Genomic DNA, 16,138 nt, shown 5'->3' on the forward strand with positions numbered 1-16,138 from the left:
TTCATTTCTGATTGAAATCGGGTTTGCCTTCTGATACGACTGCAGAATGCAAGTTTGGTCGGACACTAGATCGAAACGGTTTAGTGTTGTCCGCCAGTGATTGGTAGTGGCCAATCGCCAAATCTTTGTACAGTCGCTGAATTCGGAGATGAAATGAACTATAGCTTCACCGAACGCAAGCGAGTCCGTAAAAGCTTTGCTAAGCGAGTAAACAACCACCAGGTTCCGTACCTGATCGCAACGCAGCTGGAATCCTACGCTAAATTTTTACAGGCTGATAAGCCGGCAATGTCTCGTCTTACTGAGGGACTTCAAGCCGCCTTTACATCAGCGTTCCCAATTGTGTCTAACAACGGCTATGCACGTATGGAATACGTGTCTTACCAGTTATCACAGCCACCATTTGACGTTAAAGAGTGTCAGCAACGTGGTTACACATACCACTCTGCCTTACGCGCAAAAGTTCGCTTGATTATTTATGATCGCGAAGCGCCTACTAAGGTTAAAGAGGTAAAAGAGAGCGAAGTCTACATGGGTGAAATTCCACTCATGACAGAAAACGGCTCTTTTGTGATTAACGGTACTGAGCGCGTAATCGTATCTCAGTTGCACCGTTCCCCAGGCGTGTTCTTTGAACACGATAAGGGCAAGACACACAGCTCAGGTAAGTTGCTGTTCTCAGCACGCATCATTCCTTACCGTGGTTCATGGCTCGATTTCGAGTTTGATCCAAAAGATATTCTCTATTTCCGCGTTGACCGTCGTCGTAAGATGCCTGTCACCATTTTGCTCAAAGCAATTGGTTTAAACAACGAACAGATTCTTGCTAACTTCTTTAACTTTGACCATTTCTCATTGACTGCTAATGGCGGCTCAATGGAATTTGTGCCAGAGCGTTTGCGTGGTCAGTTGGCTAGCTTTGATGTGCTCGACAAGAATGGCGTTGTAGTCATTCAAAAAGACAAGCGTATCAATGCAAAGCATATCCGCGAACTTGAGGCTGCAAAAACAAAAACAATCGCTGTACCAGATGACTATTTAATTGGTCGTGTAGTTGCACGCAATATTGTTGATCCAGACTCCGGTGAAATCTTGGCTTACGCTAACGATGAAATCACTGAAGAGTTGTTGGCGACATTGCGCGATGCAGGTATCAAGCAGTTAGAAACCATCTACACCAACGATTTAGATTCTGGTGCATACATTTCTCAGACATTGCGTACTGATGAAACTGCGGACCAAATGGCTGCTCGTATCGCTATTTACCGCATGATGCGTCCTGGTGAGCCTCCAACAGAAGATGCTGTTGAAGCCTTGTTCCAGCGCTTGTTCTACAGCGAAGATACTTACGATTTGTCACGCGTTGGCCGTATGAAGGTCAACAGCCGTTTGAACCGTCCAGAAATGGAAGGTCCAATGGTTCTGTCAAACGAAGATATTCTCGATACCATTAAATCTCTCGTAGATTTGCGTAACGGCAAAGGCGAAGTGGACGATATCGATCACTTAGGTAATCGTCGTGTGCGTTGCGTTGGCGAGTTGGCTGAAAACCAATTCCGTGCTGGTTTGTCACGTGTTGAGCGTGCGGTTAAAGAGCGTCTCGGCCAAGCCGAAACAGAAAACCTCATGCCGCATGATTTGATTAACAGCAAGCCAATCTCTTCTGCTATTCGTGAGTTCTTCGGTTCTTCACAGTTGTCCCAGTTTATGGACCAAACCAACCCACTCTCAGAGATCACGCACAAACGTCGTATTTCTGCATTGGGACCTGGTGGTTTGACACGCGAGCGCGCAGGTTTCGAAGTGCGCGACGTGCATCCAACCCACTACGGACGTGTTTGCCCTATCGAAACTCCAGAAGGACCTAACATTGGTTTGATCAACTCGCTCGCGTTGTTTGCGCGTTTGAATGAGCATGGTTTCCTTGAGACTCCATACCGCAAGGTTTCCAATAGCAAGGTAAGCGATGAAGTGGTTTACCTCTCTGCGATTGAAGAAGCGAAGTATGTAATTGCTCAGGCGAATGCAACGATCGACAAAAACGGTAAATTAGCTGACGAATTGGTTTCTGCTCGTCAAGCTGGTGAAACCATGATGGTTAGCCCAGAGCGCATCGATTTCATCGACGTTGCTCCTAGCCAGATCGTTTCTGCTGCTGCTTCACTCGTTCCATTCTTAGAGCACGATGATGCGAACCGTGCGTTGATGGGTGCGAACATGCAGCGTCAAGCAGTTCCTTGCTTGCGTCCTGATAAGCCATTAGTTGGTACAGGTTTAGAGCGCATTGTTGCGGTTGACTCCGGCACTGTTGTATTAGCAGCGCGTGGCGGTATTGTTGATTACGTTGATGCGAATCGTGTTGTGATTCGTGTGAACGATGATGAAACTGCAGCCGGTGAAGTTGGTGTGGATATTTATAACCTCATCAAGTACACCCGTTCAAACCAAAACACCAACATCAACCAACGTCCAATCGTGAAGGTTGGCGATCGTGTAGCCCGCGGCGACGTAGTTGCTGACGGTGCATCTACCGATTTAGGTGAATTGGCTTTGGGTCAAAACATGACTGTGGCATTTATGCCATGGAACGGTTACAACTTCGAAGATTCAATCTTGATCTCTGAGAAAGTTGTTGCTGATGACCGCTACACCTCTATTCATATTGAAGAGCTGTCAGTGGTTGCACGTGATACCAAGCTTGGTTCAGAAGAAATTACTCGCGATATCTCTAATTTGGCAGAGTCACAACTCTCCCGTTTAGATGAAAGCGGTATTGTTTACATCGGTGCTGAAGTTGAAGCTGGCGACGTATTGGTTGGTAAGGTAACTCCAAAGGGCGAGACAACTCTCACTCCAGAAGAGAAGCTCCTCCGCGCGATCTTCGGTGAAAAAGCATCTGACGTAAAAGATACTTCTTTGCGCGTTCCATCAGGAATGATCGGTACTGTTATCGATGTTCAAGTCTTCACCCGTGAAGGTATTGAGCGCGATGCCCGTGCACAGTCAATTATTCAAGAAGAATTACAACGCTATCGTTTGGACTTAAACGATCAGTTGCGTATTGTTGAAGGCGACGCCTTCATGCGTTTAGAAAAGCTGTTGATTGGCAAAGTTGCTAATGGTGGTCCTCAGAAATTAGCTAAAGGCACTAAGATCGACAAGGAATACCTTGCTGGCTTAGATAAATACCATTGGTTTGATGTGCGTCCAGCAGATGACGAAGTTGCCTCACAAGTTGAAGCGATTAAGTCCTCAATCGAAGCGAAACGTAAACAGTTTGATGAAGCCTTCGAAGAGAAGCGCACCAAGCTTACCCAGGGCGATGATTTGCAGCCTGGCGTAACGAAGATGGTTAAGGTTTACTTGGCTGTTAAGCGTCGCTTACAGCCTGGTGACAAGATGGCCGGTCGTCACGGTAACAAAGGCGTGGTTTCTAAAATCGCTCCAGCTGAAGACATGCCATTTATGGCTGACGGACGCCCTGTTGACATCGTCTTGAACCCATTGGGTGTTCCTTCCCGTATGAACGTTGGTCAGATCTTGGAAACCCATTTAGGTTGGGCTGCTCAAGGTATTGGTAAGCGTATCGACGAGATGGTTCGTCAACAAGCTAAACAAGCTGAGTTACGTAAGTTCCTCAAACAGCTTTATAACGAAACAGGCCGCATTGAAGATATCGACAACTTCACTGACGAGCAAATCACAGTATTGGCTGAGAATCTCCGCCAAGGCTTGCCATTTGCAACTCCAGTGTTTGACGGTGCTACAGAAGCAGAAATCGGACGCATGCTCGAGTTGGCTTATCCAGAAGAAGTTGCTACTTCTTTGAAGATGACTCCTTCGCGTCAGCAAATGATTTTGTGCGACGGCCGTACTGGCGATCAATTCGAGCGTCCAGTAACTGTTGGCGTAATGCACGTCTTGAAACTCCACCATTTGGTCGATGACAAGATGCATGCTCGTTCAACCGGACCTTACTCTTTAGTAACGCAACAGCCATTGGGCGGTAAAGCTCAGTTCGGTGGTCAGCGCTTTGGTGAGATGGAAGTCTGGGCCCTCGAAGCATACGGCGCTTCATATGTCTTGCAAGAAATGCTGACAGTGAAGTCCGATGACGTCGCAGGCCGTACCAAGGTTTACGAAAACATCGTCAAGGGCGAGCACACGATTGATGCTGGCATGCCCGAATCCTTCAACGTGCTGGTAAAAGAAATCCGTTCGTTGGGTATTGACATTGACATGGAGCGCAACTGATATGAAAGCATTGCTCGATTTATTTAAGCAAACGCAGGGTGATGAGCAGTTTGATGTCATCAAGATTGGCCTCGCATCTCCTGAGAAAATTCGCTCATGGTCTTTTGGTGAAGTACGCAAGCCAGAAACCATCAACTACCGGACATTTAAGCCCGAGCGTGATGGTTTGTTTTGCGCCAAGATTTTTGGACCAACAAAAGACTACGAGTGCTTATGCGGTAAGTACAAGCGTTTAAAGTTCCGTGGCGTTATCTGTGAGAAGTGCGGTGTTGAAGTTACTCTCGCCAAGGTACGTCGTGAGCGCATGGGCCACATTGAGTTGGCAGCCCCTGTAGCGCACATCTGGTTCTTGAAGTCCCTGCCATCCCGTTTGGGCATGGTTCTCGATATGACATTGCGTGATATCGAGCGCGTCCTTTACTTTGAAGCATATGTAGTGGTTGATCCTGGCATGACTCCTGAAGGCGCAATGAAGCGCGGTCAGATCATGTCTGAAGACGAGTACATTGCTAAGACTGAAGAGTATGGTGACGGTGCATTTACCGCCATCATGGGCGCGGAAGGTATTCGTGATCTCTTGCGTTCGATTGATATCGATCGCGAAGTCGAGACTATTCGTGCTGACTTGAAAGCTACTGGTAGCGATGCCAAGATTAAGAAATACGCAAAGCGTTTAAAAGTGCTCGAGGCGTTCCAGACTTCAGGTATTAAGCCTGACTGGATGATCATGGAAGTATTGCCAGTATTGCCACCTGAATTGCGCCCATTGGTGCCATTGGATGGCGGTCGCTTTGCTACCTCCGATTTGAACGATCTCTATCGTCGTGTAATCAACCGTAACAACCGTTTAAAGCGTTTGTTAGAGTTGCGCGCACCAGAGATCATCGTTCGCAACGAAAAACGTATGTTGCAAGAAGCGGTTGACTCATTGCTCGACAACGGTCGTCGCGGTAAGGCTATGACTGGCGCTAACAAGCGTCCTCTCAAGTCCTTGGCTGAGATGATTAAAGGTAAGAGCGGTCGTTTCCGTCAAAACTTGTTGGGTAAACGTGTTGACTACTCTGGTCGTTCAGTCATCGTGGTTGGCCCTACATTGAAATTGCATCAGTGCGGCTTACCAAAATTGATGGCTTTAGAATTGTTCAAGCCATTCATTTTCAACAAGCTTGAGACTTTGGGAATTGCAACCACTATTAAGGCTGCGAAAAAAGAAGTTGAAAGCCAGACTCCAATCGTTTGGGACATTCTCGAAGAAGTGATTCGTGAACATCCAATCATGTTGAACCGTGCGCCTACATTGCACCGTCTCGGTATCCAGGCTTTCGAGCCAATGCTGATTGAAGGTAAAGCAATCCAATTGCACCCATTAGTCTGCGCGGCATTTAACGCCGACTTTGACGGTGACCAAATGGCGGTTCACGTTCCTTTGTCGCTCGAAGCGCAAATGGAAGCACGTACATTGATGTTGGCTTCGAACAACGTATTGTTCCCAGCTAACGGCGAGCCATCAATCGTTCCTTCACAGGACGTGGTGTTGGGTCTGTACTACGCTACACGTGACAAGATCAACGGTAAGGGCGAAGGCATGGTTTTCGCTAACATTACTGAAGTAGTGCGTGCATACGAAGCAGGTCAAGTTGAATTGGCTTCTCGTGTTGCTGTGCGTATTACTGAGTATGAGATCGTGGACAAGAAGGCAGAAGGCGATGCGCGTTTTGCTGAGAAGACCAAGATCTATCAAACATCAGTTGGCCGTGCAATCTTGTCTGAGATTTTGCCTAAAGGCATGTCTTTCGAGGAAATCAACAAGCCTTTGAAGAAAAAAGAAATCTCACGCTTGATCAACACTTCATTCCGTAAGTGCGGTTTGCGTGAAACAGTGATTTTTGCTGACCGCCTCTTGCAGTCTGGTTTCCGCTTGGCGACTAACGCCGGTATCTCGGTTGCGATCGACGATATGCTGATTCCAACTTCTAAAGAGCGCATCATCACTGAGGCTTCTGCCAAGGTTAAAGAGTACGACAAGCAGTTCATGTCAGGTCTCGTAACCAATCAAGAGCGTTATAACAACGTGGTTGATATTTGGGGTGCCGCTGGTGACCAAGTTGGTAAAGCGATGATGGATGAGTTGTCACACGTTGACGTACTCGACCGTAACGGTAAAACTGTGCGTCAAGAATCTTTCAACTCCATCTACATGATGGCGGATTCTGGTGCGCGTGGATCTGCAGCGCAGATTCGTCAGTTGGCTGGTATGCGTGGTTTGATGGCGAAGCCTGATGGCTCCATTATTGAAACTCCAATTACTGCGAACTTCCGTGAAGGTTTGAACGTGTTGCAGTACTTCATCTCAACCCACGGTGCTCGTAAAGGTCTGGCCGATACAGCGTTGAAAACAGCGAACTCTGGTTACTTGACACGTCGTTTATGCGACGTAACTCAAGACCTCGTGGTTATTGAAGAAGATTGCGGCGCAACTTCTGGCGTAACGATGAAAGCGCTTGTTGAAGGCGGCGAGATTATCGAAGCATTGCGTGATCGTATTTTGGGTCGTGTATGTATCGGTGACATCGTTCACCCTGATACACAAGAAGTGATTGTTCCTAACGACACATTGCTCGATGAAGATCACGTTGATCAAATCGTGGCATTGGGTATCGACGAAGTTAAAGTTCGCACAGTATTGTCTTGCTTAACTCGCTTTGGCTTGTGCGCTAAGTGCTACGGACGTGATCTAGGTCGCGGTGGTTTGGTGAACGTTGGTGAGGCGGTTGGTGTTATCGCTGCTCAGTCGATCGGTGAGCCAGGTACACAGTTGACTATGCGTACCTTCCACATCGGTGGTGCAGCGTCACGCGCTTTAGTTGCAAGCAATATTGAAGCTAAATCAAATGGTGCATTGAAGTTCTCCGGCACGATGCGTGTTGTGAAGAACGCGAAGGGTGAACAGATCGTGATTTCACGTTCTGGCGAAGCCTTGATCGTTGATGAGAATGGTCGCGAGCGCGAGCGTCATAAAGTTCCTTACGGCGCAACTCTCTTGTTGAAAGAAGATGCAGCAGTTAAGGCTGGCGCAAGCTTAGCAACCTGGGATCCATTAACACGTCCGATTATTTCTGAGTACGCTGGTATCGCTCGCTTCGACAACGTTGAAGAAGGTGTAACTGTTGCTAAGCAGGTTGACGAGGTTACCGGTCTATCCACTTTGGTGGTGATTGATGGTAAGCGTCGTTCAGCAGCAAGCAAAGGCGTTCGCCCAATGATCAACTTGGTTGATGAAAAGGGTAATGAAGTCATGATCGCCGGTACTGATCATCCAGTAAACATTGGCCTCCAGGTAGGCGCTTTGATTACTGTTAAGGATGGTCAGAAAGTTGAAGTCGGTGAAGTATTGGCACGTATTCCAATCGAATCACAGAAGACTCGCGACATTACTGGTGGTTTGCCACGCGTTGCAGAATTGTTCGAAGCGCGTTCACCAAAAGATGCAGCTGTATTGGCGAAAGTTACTGGAACAGTTTCCTTCGGCAAAGAAACCAAAGGTAAACAGCGTTTGGTGATTACCGATATGGACGGTGAAGCCAATGAATTCTTGATTCCTAAAGAGAAGCAAGTTCTCGTTCACGACGGCCAAGTTGTGAACAAGGGCGAGATGATTGTGGAAGGCCCTGCTGATCCACACGACATCTTGACTCTCAAAGGTATCGAAGAGTTGGCAATCTACATCGTTGACGAAGTTCAAGACGTTTACCGTCTCCAGGGTGTGAAGATCAATGACAAGCACATTGAAGTTATCGTGCGTCAGATGTTGCGTCGTGTTCAGGTAACTGATCCAGGCGACACATCATTCATCACTGGTGAGCAAGTTGAGCGTTCTAAGTTGTATGACGCTAACGATGCAGTGATCGCCCAAGGCAAGCACCCAGCTCAGTTCGATAACGTGTTGCTAGGTATTACTAAGGCATCCTTGTCGACCGACAGCTTCATTTCAGCGGCTTCTTTCCAAGAAACCACCCGTGTATTGACCGAAGCCGCAATTATGGGCAAGACCGATACACTCCGTGGCCTCAAGGAAAACGTCATTATTGGTCGTCTGATCCCTGCTGGTACCGGCTTGTCTTATCGCCGTGCACGCAAGGTCAGAGAGCAATTCGAGCGTGACCGCGCTCAAATGATTGCCGCCGAAGAGGAAGCAATGGCCAATATGCCTGTAGAAATCGAGGCTGAAGTCGTTGCTCCTACTGGGGAGGCTGATCCAAGCTAATTTGGTAATTCTGGCCAGAAATGGCCAGTTTTTTCCCCATTTGGTTGACGGAAAAGGCTGGCCAAGCTAGAATGCTGAGTTCTACTGATTCAGAAGAGGGTCTTTTTGACCTAGAAATTCTCTAAGTCATTGATTTTCTTGAAGAAAGCAACAAAGAAGTACTAACCGAGCTATTTTATGCCAACAATTAATCAATTAATACGCAAGCCAAGAGCAAAGCTTACCGTTAAAAGCAAGAGCCCTGCGATGCAAAACAGCCCGCAGCGCCGCGGTGTATGTACACGTGTGTACACAACTACTCCTAAAAAGCCTAACTCTGCGCTACGTAAAGTAGCCAAAGTTCGCTTAACCAATGGTTTTGAAGTGATTTCATACATTGGTGGTGAAGGCCATAACCTCCAGGAACACTCAGTAGTGTTGATTCGTGGCGGTCGTGTTAAGGACTTACCAGGTGTTCGTTATCACATCGTGCGTGGTTCTTTGGACTTGCAAGGTGTTAAAGATCGTAAGCAGGCCCGTTCTAAATACGGTGCTAAGCGCGCTAAGAAAGCTGCTTAATTTTTAGTAATTAAGCAGTGTAGTTTTTTGTAGTAAGTCATTGTTTGTCAGACTTAAAAGACAAGTAAGTGGCTGTTCCGTCTAAGAAACTCCTTAGATAGTAGGACAGCCGGAGCGGATGATTCATGTGAACATCCCTAACTGAACTGAAGGAGTAGTTATGCCACGTCGTCGTGAAGTTCCCAAACGGGAAATTTTGCCGGATCCAAAATTCGGTAATGTAGAAGTAGCTAAATTCATGAACGTCCTCATGTTGGACGGTAAGAAATCGGTTGCAGAGCGTATCGTTTACGGTGCCTTTGATCACATCGAGAAAAAAGCAAACAAAGAACCACTCGAAATTTTTTCAACAGCCATGGGCAACGTTAAGCCAATGGTTGAGGTTAAGAGCCGTCGTGTTGGTGGTGCTAACTATCAAGTTCCTGTTGAAGTTCGTCCATCACGTCGTTCCGCTTTGGCAATGCGCTGGTTGCGTGAAGCCGCTAAGAAGCGTGGCGAAAAATCTATGGCTCAACGTTTAGCCAACGAATTATTAGAAGCTGCTGAAGGTCGTGGCGGCGCAATGAAGAAGCGTGAAGAAGTTCACCGTATGGCAGAAGCTAACAAAGCTTTCTCACATTTCCGCTTCTAATCAAATAGTAAAGAAAAGGCACCAACAGTGGCACGTAAAACCCCTATCGACAAATACCGCAATATCGGTATTTCTGCGCACATTGACGCAGGTAAAACAACAACTACAGAACGCGTTTTGTTCTACACCGGTGTTAATCACAAGATTGGTGAAGTTCATGACGGCGCTGCAACCATGGACTGGATGGAGCAAGAGCAAGAGCGTGGTATCACGATTACTTCTGCTGCTACTACAACATTCTGGAAGGGCATGGCAGGCAATATGCCTGAGCACCGTATCAATATTATTGATACCCCTGGACACGTAGACTTCACTATTGAAGTGGAGCGTTCAATGCGCGTTTTGGATGGCGCATGCATGGTTTACTGTGCGGTAGGTGGTGTGCAGCCACAATCTGAAACTGTTTGGCGTCAAGCAAACAAGTACCAAGTCCCACGTTTAGCATTTGTAAACAAGATGGACCGTACTGGTGCGAACTTCTTCAAGGTCTACGACCAAATGAGAACTCGCCTTAAAGCAAATCCAATCTTGATCCAAATTCCAATTGGCGCTGAAGAAAACTTTAAAGGCGTGGTGGACTTGGTAAAAATGAAGGCTGTCTATTGGGACGAGGCTTCACAAGGTACTAAATTTACATACGAAGATATTCCTGCGGAATTGCAAGCTTCTGCTGAGGAATGGCGCGAGAAGATGCTCGAAGCTGCAGCTGAAAGCTCAGAAGAGTTGATGGAAAAATATCTCGGTGGTGAAGGCTTGACCGAAGATGAAATCAAGAAAGCGTTACGTCAACGTACTATTGCTAACGAAATCGTTCCAATGCTTTGCGGAACGGCGTTTAAGAACAAAGGCGTTCAGGCGATGTTGGACGCTGTAGTTGAATTGTTACCATCACCTTTAGATGTGCCACCAGTTCCATGTGAATTAGAAGACGGCACTCCTGCAACACGTAAAGCTGACGATGCTGAGAAGTTCTCCGCATTGGCATTTAAGATCATGACTGACCCATTTGTAGGTCAGCTCATTTTCTTCCGCGTTTACTCAGGCGTAATGAAATCTGGCGACACAATCTATAACCCAATTAAGGGTAAGAAAGAGCGTGTTGGCCGTTTGTTGCAGATGCACGCAAATGAACGTGAAGAAATTAAAGAAGTATTCGCTGGTGACATCGCTGCTGCGGTTGGTCTGAAAGACGCAACTACAGGCGAAACATTGTGCGACCCAGATAGCATTGTTATTTTGGAGCGCATGGTATTCCCAGAGCCTGTGATTTCTCAAGCTGTTGAGCCTAAGACAAAAGCTGACCAAGAAAAAATGGGTCTTGCTTTAAATCGCTTGGCACAAGAAGATCCTTCTTTCCGTGTGAAGACTGACGAAGAATCAGGCCAAACAATTATTTCCGGTATGGGCGAGCTCCACTTGGAAATTTTGGTTGACCGTATGAAGCGTGAATTCGGTGTAGAAGCAACTGTTGGTAAGCCACAGGTTGCTTACCGTGAAACGATTCGCAAGAACTGCGACGAAGTTGAAGGTAAGTTCGTTAAGCAGTCTGGTGGACGCGGTCAATACGGTCACGTGGTCTTGAAGTTAGAGCCACAAGCCCCAGGCAAAGGTTTTGAATTCGTTGACGCTATTAAGGGCGGTGTAGTTCCACGTGAATACATCCCTGCAGTTGAAAAAGGCATTATCGAAACATTGAACTCCGGTGTCTTGGCTGGTTACCCAGTCGTAGATATCAAAGCAACTTTGTTCTTCGGTTCATACCATGACGTTGACTCCAATGAAAACGCATTTAAGATGGCGGGTTCTATGGCTTTCAAAGACGGTATGCGTAGAGCGGCTCCAGTGTTGCTAGAGCCAATGATGGCTGTTGAAGTTGAAACGCCAGAAGATTTCATGGGCAACGTAATGGGTGACCTCTCATCACGTCGCGGTATTTTGCAAGGTATGGATGACATTCCAGGCGGCGGTAAGATCGTTCGCGCTGAAGTGCCATTGGCAGAGATGTTTGGTTACTCAACTGGCTTGCGCTCGTTGACCCAAGGTCGCGCTACTTACACCATGGAATTTAAGCATTACGCAGAAGCACCAAAGAACGTAGCAGAAGCAGTTATGGCTGCTAAAGCGAAATAATTTATTAATTTTTGAATATTGACTAGCTAAAGAAGGCAGACAAAAATGGCAAAAGAAAAATTCGAGCGGACAAAACCGCACGTAAACGTAGGCACCATCGGTCACGTTGACCACGGTAAAACCACATTGACAGCAGCAATTGCAACCGTGCTTTCTAAAGCATTCGGTGGCGAAGCTAAAGCATACGATCAGATCGATGCTGCTCCAGAAGAAAAAGCACGCGGTATTACGATTAATACAGCGCACGTTGAGTACGAGACAGCTAACCGTCACTACGCTCACGTAGATTGCCCAGGACATGCTGACTACGTTAAGAACATGATTACTGGTGCTGCTCAGATGGACGGCGCAATTTTAGTTTGCTCTGCTGCTGACGGCCCAATGCCACAAACTCGTGAGCACATCCTCTTGGCACGCCAAGTTGGTGTTCCTTACATCGTGGTGTTCCTCAACAAGTGCGACATGGTTGATGACGCTGAATTGCTCGAATTAGTTGAAATGGAAGTTCGTGAGCTTCTGTCTAAGTACAACTTCCCTGGCGATGACACACCAATCATCCAAGGTTCTGCTAAGTTAGCCCTTGAAGGCGACGAAGGCAAATTGGGTAAAGAAGCCATCATGAAATTGGCTGAAGCACTTGACTCATACATCCCAACTCCAGAGCGTGCTGTTGACGGCGCGTTCTTGATGCCAGTAGAAGACGTGTTCTCTATCTCCGGTCGCGGTACTGTTGTTACAGGCCGTATCGAGCGCGGTATCGTTAAAGTTGGTGAAGAGATCGAAATTATCGGTATCAAGCCAACACTCAAGACAACTTGTACTGGTGTTGAAATGTTCCGCAAATTGCTCGACCAAGGTCAAGCAGGCGATAACGTTGGTATCTTGTTACGCGGTACAAAACGTGAAGAAGTTGAGCGCGGCCAAGTATTGGCTAAGCCAGGTTCAATCACCCCACATACTCACTTTACAGCCGAGGTTTACATCTTGGGTAAAGACGAAGGTGGCCGTCATACTCCATTCTTTAACAACTATCGTCCACAGTTCTACTTCCGCACTACGGACGTAACTGGTTCAATCGAGTTGCCAAAAGACAAAGAAATGGTTATGCCTGGTGATAACGTGACGATTACCGTAAAACTCATCGCTCCTATCGCGATGGAAGAAGGTTTACGTTTTGCGATCCGCGAAGGTGGCCGTACTGTTGGCGCCGGCGTGGTTGCAAAGATTTTGGCTTAAGTTTTACTAGTAACAAATATTTAGCGGTTTGCTAACCGGTGACATCAGTGCTGCTGATGTCACCGAGCTCTTTAGATGTATAACGTGGCAGCACCACAACGCTCTTTGGAATTAATATGCAAAACCAAAAAATTCGTATTCGCCTTAAAGCATTTGACTACCGTTTGATCGACCAGTCTGCAGCTGAAATCGTTGATACAGCTAAACGTACTGGTGCAGTTGTTAAGGGTCCAGTGCCTTTGCCAACTCGTATCGAGCGCTTTGATATCTTGCGTTCACCACACGTGAACAAGACATCCCGTGATCAGTTAGAGATCCGTACCCATCTCCGTTTGATGGATATCGTTGATCCTACAGAGAAAACTGTAGATGCTTTGATGAAATTAGATCTCCCAGCAGGTGTGGACGTCGAAATTAAGTTGCAGTAATTTGTTGTTTCTGGTCTTTTTGCTTGTCAAGATCGGCATTTCGGGATAGAATCTAAGGCTTCGCTCATTTATTTGAGCGAAAAACTTAGTTTTATCAGCATTAAAAACGTTGTAAGTTATTGATTTAGAAGTACTTTTACTTGTAAATCACTTAAATTAATTTTGCCGACCAATCGAAGTCGGCGTGGAGCATGAATATGAGCTTAGGCTTAATCGGCCGCAAGGTCGGCATGACCCGTCTATTTACGGACGAAGGGGAAGCGATTCCTGTGACCGTAATCGACGTGAGCGACAACAGAGTCGCTCAAATCAAGACCCAGGCAACTGATGGCTATAACGCTATCCAGTTGGCACATGGCACACGTAGAGCTACTCGCGTTACCAAAGCAATGGCTGGTCACTTCGCTAAAGCAGGAGTGATGGCTGGTAACGGTCTCAACGAATTTCATTTAGACGCAGCAAAAATCGCAGAAATGACACCAGGACAAGTAATTCCTGCTGACACTGCATTTACTGCTGGTCAAAAAGTGGACGTACAAGGCGTTTCTATCGGTAAGGGCTACGCAGGCACCATCAAGCGTTATCACTTCGCTTCTGGTCGTGCATCCCACGGTAACTCACGTTCACATAACGTACCAGGCTCAATCGGTATGGCGCAAGATCCAGGCCGTGTTTTCCCTGGTAAGCGTATGACCGGTCACTTGGGTGACGTTACACGTACAGTTCAAAATTTAGTCATCGCACGCATTGATGCAGAACGCAATCTCATCATGGTTAAAGGCGCTATTCCAGGTGCCCCAGGCGGTAAAGTTATTGTTACTCCAGCGGTTAAAACACCGTTGAAGAAGAAATAAGGAGAGCGAATATGGAACTTAAGCTTCTCCAGGACAACGGTACTTTAGGTGCAGGCGTACAAGCTTCACCAGAAGTATTCGAACGTGAATATAACGAAGCGTTGGTACACCAAGTTGTTGTGGCTTACCAAGCAAACGCACGTAGCGGTAATCGTGCACAAAAAGACCGTGAGCAAGTTAAGCACACAACCAAGAAACCTTGGCGTCAAAAAGGTACTGGTCGTGCACGTGCTGGTATGAGCTCTTCCCCGCTGTGGCGTGGAGGTGGTCGTATATTCCCGAATTCTCCAGAAGAGAATTTCAGCCAAAAAGTAAACAAGAAAATGTACCGCGCTGGTATGAGATCAATTTTGTCTCAGTTAGCTCGCGAAGGTCGTTTGAATGTTGTTGATCAATTCAGTCTCGACGCTCCAAAGACTAAAGTTTTAGCTGACAAAGTTAAAGCAATGGGCTTGGACTCAGTCTTGATTATTGTTGATCAGGTTAGCGAGAATTTGTACTTGGCATCACGTAACTTGCATAAAGTTGCTGTATGTGAGCCACAGCACGCTGATCCATTAGCTTTGGTTCAATACAAAAAAGTATTGGTAAGCAAAGCTGCGATCGCGAAAATTGAGGAGTTGCTGAAATGAGCCAAGTCCGTAAAAACGATCACAACCTAATGAGGGTTCTGCTTGGACCGGTGATCTCTGAAAAAGCCACTATGGTTGCAGAGAAAAACGAACAAGTGGTATTCCAAGTAGCTCGCGACGCAAACAAGAGCGATGTAAAACAAGCAGTTGAATTGCTCTTCAAAGTGCAAGTTGACTCAGTTCAAATCGTAAATCAAAAAGGCAAGCCTAAGCGCTATGGCCGTTTTGAAGGTCGTCGTGACCACACTAAGAAGGCCTACGTAAGCTTGAAGCCAGGTCAAGAAATTAACTTTGAAGCGGAGGCGAATTAATCATGCCTTTGATGAAAACAAAACCGACCTCACCAGGTCGTCGCTCAATGGTCAAGGTGGTCAATCCTGACCTCCATAAAGGCAAGCCTTTTGCACCGTTGTTAGAGCCACAGTTTCAAAAAGCTGGTCGTAACAATAACGGCCACATCACTACCCGTCATAAAGGTGGTGGTCATAAGCATCACTATCGTGTTGTTGACTTCAAACGCAACGACAAAGATGGCATTCCAGCAAAAGTTGAACGCTTGGAATACGATCCAAACCGCAGTGCAAATATTGCATTGATCGTGTTTGCTGATGGTGAGCGTCGATATATTCTGGCTGCAAAAGGTATGACTGTTGGTCAGGCATTGATGAGTGGCTCTGAAGCCCCAATCAAGTCTGGTAACAACTTGCCGATTCGCAATATTCCAGTTGGTAGCACTATTCACTGTGTAGAAATCATGCCTGGCAAAGGTGCTCAAGTAGCGCGTTCTGCTGGTGGTTCCGCAGTGTTGTTAGCTCGTGAAGGCGTATACGCTCAGGTGCGTTTGCGTTCCGGTGAAGTTCGCCGTGTTCTGATTGATTGCCGTGCCACTATTGGTGAAGTTGGTAATGAAGAGCATAGCTTGCGCGTTATCGGTAAAGCGGGTGCAAATCGCTGGCGTGGTATTCGTCCAACCGTTCGCGGTGTGGCAATGAACCCAGTAGATCACCCACACGGTGGTGGTGAAGGTAGAACTGGCGAAGGCCGTGTACCTGTATCCCCATGGGGCACACCAACCAAAGGTTATCGTACACGTCGCAATAAGCGTACAACTTCGATGATCGTTCAACGTCGTCAAAAACGTTAAGCGATAA

Annotated in this window: 11 protein-coding genes; all 11 read left to right on the forward strand. The window is 46.9% G+C overall.

The window, feature by feature from the left end; translation table 11 throughout:
- Window positions 1–153: 153 nt before the first annotated feature.
- The 11 genes from rpoB (at window position 154) to rplB (ending at window position 16,131) form a co-directional block, all read left to right on the forward strand.
- Window positions 154–4,254: a DNA-directed RNA polymerase subunit beta gene (rpoB, locus tag QMF28_RS00270; RefSeq protein ID WP_068320096.1), complete on the forward strand. Its 4,101-nt coding sequence runs from the start codon at window positions 154–156 to the stop codon at window positions 4,252–4,254.
- A gap of 1 nt (window position 4,255) precedes the next feature.
- A complete protein-coding gene (gene rpoC / locus QMF28_RS00275) occupies window positions 4,256–8,518 on the forward strand; it encodes a DNA-directed RNA polymerase subunit beta' (protein WP_281742550.1) in 4,263 nt (1,420 codons plus the stop codon).
- Window positions 8,519–8,695: 177 nt separating this feature from the next.
- Entirely contained in the window at window positions 8,696–9,076 is a 381-nt protein-coding gene (rpsL, locus tag QMF28_RS00280) for a 30S ribosomal protein S12 (RefSeq protein ID WP_068320100.1), read from the forward strand.
- A 160-nt stretch (window positions 9,077–9,236) separates the two neighbouring features.
- The gene (rpsG, locus tag QMF28_RS00285; RefSeq protein WP_068320103.1) at window positions 9,237–9,707 is read left to right on the forward strand and encodes a 30S ribosomal protein S7; all 471 of its coding nucleotides are present in this window, start codon (window positions 9,237–9,239) and stop codon (window positions 9,705–9,707) included.
- A 27-nt stretch (window positions 9,708–9,734) separates the two neighbouring features.
- Window positions 9,735–11,837 carry an elongation factor G gene (fusA, locus tag QMF28_RS00290; protein WP_281742555.1) on the forward strand — a complete coding sequence of 701 codons (2,103 nt, stop codon included), beginning with the start codon at window positions 9,735–9,737 and terminating at the stop codon, window positions 11,835–11,837.
- A gap of 45 nt (window positions 11,838–11,882) precedes the next feature.
- Window positions 11,883–13,073, forward strand: coding sequence for an elongation factor Tu (gene tuf / locus QMF28_RS00295; protein WP_215348176.1), 1,191 nt, complete (start codon window positions 11,883–11,885; stop codon window positions 13,071–13,073).
- A 116-nt stretch (window positions 13,074–13,189) separates the two neighbouring features.
- Window positions 13,190–13,501, forward strand: coding sequence for a 30S ribosomal protein S10 (gene rpsJ / locus QMF28_RS00300; RefSeq protein ID WP_011901899.1), 312 nt, complete (start codon window positions 13,190–13,192; stop codon window positions 13,499–13,501).
- Window positions 13,502–13,698: 197 nt separating this feature from the next.
- Window positions 13,699–14,355, forward strand: coding sequence for a 50S ribosomal protein L3 (gene rplC / locus QMF28_RS00305; RefSeq protein WP_216215180.1), 657 nt, complete (start codon window positions 13,699–13,701; stop codon window positions 14,353–14,355).
- An 11-nt stretch (window positions 14,356–14,366) separates the two neighbouring features.
- A complete protein-coding gene (gene rplD / locus QMF28_RS00310; protein ID WP_011901901.1) occupies window positions 14,367–14,987 on the forward strand; it encodes a 50S ribosomal protein L4 in 621 nt (206 codons plus the stop codon).
- Window positions 14,984–15,298: a 50S ribosomal protein L23 gene (gene rplW / locus QMF28_RS00315; RefSeq protein ID WP_068320111.1), complete on the forward strand. Its 315-nt coding sequence runs from the start codon at window positions 14,984–14,986 to the stop codon at window positions 15,296–15,298. Before rplD ends, rplW begins: the two co-directional genes overlap by 4 nt.
- 2 nt (window positions 15,299–15,300) lie before the next feature.
- Window positions 15,301–16,131 carry a 50S ribosomal protein L2 gene (rplB, locus tag QMF28_RS00320; RefSeq protein ID WP_068320114.1) on the forward strand — a complete coding sequence of 277 codons (831 nt, stop codon included), beginning with the start codon at window positions 15,301–15,303 and terminating at the stop codon, window positions 16,129–16,131.
- Window positions 16,132–16,138: the final 7 nt, after the last annotated feature.

Origin of the sequence: Polynucleobacter yangtzensis (genome assembly GCF_027924165.1) — a bacterium.
Taxonomy (GTDB): Bacteria; Pseudomonadota; Gammaproteobacteria; order Burkholderiales; family Burkholderiaceae; genus Polynucleobacter; species Polynucleobacter yangtzensis.